This is a genomic window from Rhodococcus sp. JS3073 (genome assembly GCF_026810085.1).
Taxonomy (GTDB): Bacteria; Actinomycetota; Actinomycetes; order Mycobacteriales; family Mycobacteriaceae; genus Rhodococcus_F; species Rhodococcus_F wratislaviensis.
On record NZ_CP113951.1, the window covers coordinates 1,431,452 to 1,434,636 of the forward strand.

Annotated in this window: 5 protein-coding genes; 2 read left to right on the forward strand and 3 right to left on the reverse strand. The window is 64.1% G+C overall.

All coding sequences use genetic code 11. The features are described from left to right. Positions 1-31 precede the first annotated feature (31 nt). Complete coding sequence (locus OYT95_RS06815; protein ID WP_281272526.1) at positions 32-748, reverse strand: amino acid ABC transporter ATP-binding protein; 717 nt, start codon at positions 746-748, stop codon at positions 32-34. A gap of 414 nt (positions 749-1,162) precedes the next feature. Here OYT95_RS06815 and OYT95_RS06820 point away from each other — a divergent pair, with 414 nt between their 5' ends. Together OYT95_RS06820 and OYT95_RS06825 are read left to right on the forward strand one after the other, a co-directional pair. Next, positions 1,163-1,675 (forward strand): recombinase family protein, encoded by a 513-nt coding sequence (locus OYT95_RS06820; RefSeq protein ID WP_268791039.1) that lies wholly within the window; start codon positions 1,163-1,165, stop codon positions 1,673-1,675. Continuing rightward, the gene (locus OYT95_RS06825) at positions 1,609-2,022 is read left to right on the forward strand and encodes a helix-turn-helix domain-containing protein (protein ID WP_268792209.1); all 414 of its coding nucleotides are present in this window, start codon (positions 1,609-1,611) and stop codon (positions 2,020-2,022) included. The genes OYT95_RS06820 and OYT95_RS06825 overlap by 67 nt, the downstream gene beginning before the upstream one ends. 106 nt (positions 2,023-2,128) lie before the next feature. Here OYT95_RS06825 and OYT95_RS06830 read toward each other — a convergent pair whose 3' ends face one another. Both OYT95_RS06830 and OYT95_RS06835 read right to left on the reverse strand, forming a co-directional pair. Then, positions 2,129-2,758, reverse strand: coding sequence for a hypothetical protein (locus tag OYT95_RS06830; RefSeq protein ID WP_268791040.1), 630 nt, complete (start codon positions 2,756-2,758; stop codon positions 2,129-2,131). After that, positions 2,725-3,018, reverse strand: a complete 294-nt coding sequence (locus tag OYT95_RS06835; RefSeq protein ID WP_268791041.1) for a hypothetical protein — start codon at positions 3,016-3,018, stop codon at positions 2,725-2,727. Before OYT95_RS06835 ends, OYT95_RS06830 begins: the two co-directional genes overlap by 34 nt. Positions 3,019-3,185 lie beyond the last annotated feature (167 nt).

Below are 3,185 nucleotides of genomic sequence, written 5' to 3' on the forward strand. Positions count from 1 at the left end.
GACAACCTTTTTCGTGTCGACGGTGCGGCGGTCAGTGCAGGACCTTCGACAGGAAGTCCTTGGCGCGCTCGGTCTGGGGATTGGCGAAGAACTCGTGCGGATCGGCCTCTTCGACAATGCGTCCGGCGTCCATGAAGATCACCCGATTTGCTGCCGACTTCGCGAAGGCCATCTCGTGGGTGACCACGACCATCGTCATACCGGTCTCGGCGAGTTCCTTCATCACCTCGAGGACCTCGTTGACCATCTCCGGGTCCAGGGCGGACGTCGGCTCGTCGAAGAGCAGCACCTTCGGCTTCATCGCCAGGGCGCGCGCGATCGCCGCGCGCTGCTGCTGTCCGCCGGAAAGCTGGGCCGGCATCTTCTCCGCCTGATTTCCCACCCCGACCCGGTCGAGGAGCCTGCGGGCGGTGGCCTCGGCCTCCTTCTTCGGAACGCCGAGAACCTTGGTCGGCCCGAGCATGACGTTCTGCAGGATCGTCATGTGCGAGAACAGGTTGAACGACTGGAACACCATTCCGACCTCGGCACGTAGCCGCGCGAGGTGCTTGCCTTCCTGGGGCAGTTCGACGCCGTCGAGCAGGATCCGGCCCGAGCTGATCGGCTCGAGGCGGTTGATGGTGCGACACAGGGTCGACTTTCCCGACCCGGACGGGCCGATCACCACCAGCACCTCGCCGGTGGTGATGTCGAGGTCGACGTCCGTCAGCACGTGGTGGGTGCCGAAGTACTTGTTCACGCCCTCCATGCGAACCAGAACCGGCGCCTCGAAGGACGACGACGAGAGCGACGATTGATCGATGGTCGAGTGCATGGTGCTCCTCCGTAAAAACAGCCCGACAAGTCATGTCTGTGACGGACCCCCACCGGCTGGGGTGGGGAGTGATCCAGGTCATGTTCCGATAACACGAAGCTAGCACATAAACCGTCAGGCGGTCTATATAAATCATCTAGTGGATCGAAGCGTTCATTCGTGGCCGCCCCGTCGGCCGCTGCCAGCCCTCCGGCGGCCTGGGTGTCCGATGGGTGCTCGGTGCATTCCTGTCGAGAATTGTTGGTTATTCGACAACCGCTCCGAAATGCGGAAATTGCCTGAAAAGGCGTCGACAGCCCGTGTCGAGAAACTATGTCGAAAAACCCCTTGGTGAGATATTTTCGACACATGCTGATCGGCTACGCACGGGTCTCCAGCACAGACCAGAACCCCGACCATCAGGTCGACGCATTGCGCCGCGCCGGGGTGGCCGCCGAGAACACCCACGTCGACCACGCGGGCGGTGCCAAAGCGTCACGGCCCCAACTCGATCTGGTGCTGGGGCGGCTTCGCGAGGACGACGTCCTGGTGATCACCCGGCTCGACCGCCTCGGACGGTCGATGCTGCACCTGATCACGCTCGGCGCCGAACTGCGCGAGCGGGGCATCGGCCTGAAGGTGCTCGAGCAGGGCATCGACTCCGCGACTGCCGAGGGGCGCGCGATGTTCGGCATGCTGTCGGTCCTGGCCGAGTTCCAGCGCGAGCTGATCGTGGCCAACACCCGCGACGGCCTCGCCGCTGCCCGGCCCGCGGCCGGAAGGGCGGCCGGCCCTCGAAGCTCAGCCCGGACCAGATCGAACTCGCTCAACGGCTATACGACGCAGGCGATCACACCGTCGCGCAGATCGCCGACATGCTGAAAGTGCCGCGCACCACGGTCTATGGGCATCTGAACAAGCGAAGGGTGGGCATCGCACCGGCCACGCAAGACATCGCCTTGGTCGCGGATCCAGCGGCACCCACGTCCCGGACGTGCCCAACCTGCGGTCACGAGCCCACCACACGCGCTGAGGCAGCACACCAACGTGCCGAGCTCGCGGTGGCTGGCTCCACCCCGACCCCGACCACCACGGAACGGTCACCAGCCGCCACCACTGCCGGCATTGCGAACCCGGACAACCAACATTCGACATCGCCTGCAGCATCTGCAGCGACGGACCCATCCTCGCCGGAACTCTCGCCGAGAAAGCGAAGAGCGGCGACCTGACCAAACCGGTGCAACGATGGCTCACCGCAGCCGGATGGACGGTCACGCCCGATCTCTTGTGCCCGGATCACTCATGAGATGTCGCAGCCAGAATCGGTTCCGAAGTTCAGTGGGGTGGCTGAGAGCGGTGTGGATGCGCGGCGTGTAGGTAGCGCATCGCGGTCACAGTGCTGATTCCGAAAACCCGCATCAGGAGGACGGGATCTTCGGTGACGGATGCCTCGTACAGAATGCGGTCACTGCGAACGCGGTGCGCCTGCAGGTCCAGTCCGCGGAAGATGAGGGTGATGGTGCGCTGCGCCAGGGGCGGGTGTTCGGAGCGTGGGCGCCGTACATCGAGATGAGCAGATGCGGATGGGGGCTGGTCGGCCATTTGTCCTGCCGATGAGAGAGCCAGCGGCGCATCAGCACGCGAGTGACGTCGTTGAGGTAGAGGGTGTGCGTTCGGTTGCGTGTGCGGGGGACGGTGAGCGTGCCCGCCCTGAGACGGCGGGATACGCAGGCCGAAGTCGCCTCGATGCACCGGCCGATTGAACTCGTCCACCGGTGACTCCACCAACACGCCGAATCGGTGGCCGATCTCGCCCGCGTAGCGCTGTTCGAGGAACACGAAGTATCCATCGATCCGGCTGACCTTCGAGCGCACCGTGCTCGGCGAGCCCTTCCCCGGACCCGCGAAGTAGCGGTCCGACTGTTGTGGTGTCAGGTGCCACGCCACCACACCGAAAAGTCGCATACCTCGATGAGCGGACTCACCGAGTGATCCAGCGTTCTGCGTGCCAGTCCCGCGGCGTCACGCGCCCACTGGTACTCCGCGACCGTGTCGACGAAGAACCGATACTCCTCGTCATCCCCACCGCTGCCGCGAAACCGCACCCGGTGCAGAGCCACGACATCGGCGCGGTCGTGATCGGCCAGCAGGTCGGCGTCAACATTTCGCGACGGAGACGAGCCGCCATGGATCACAGAGAACCGACGAGTGTCGGAATCCGTCATGAACTCGCAGATTACACGCGTAACTCATGGAATCCATCAGTTTCGAGCGAAATCAAGGACAGGGCGTACACGGTGCGATACAACGCTACAACCAGCTGAAATCGGAGAATTCCGCATACGGCTGCCCAATCGAACCTGCACGCACTCCGGTAGCGGCCCTCCCGTCA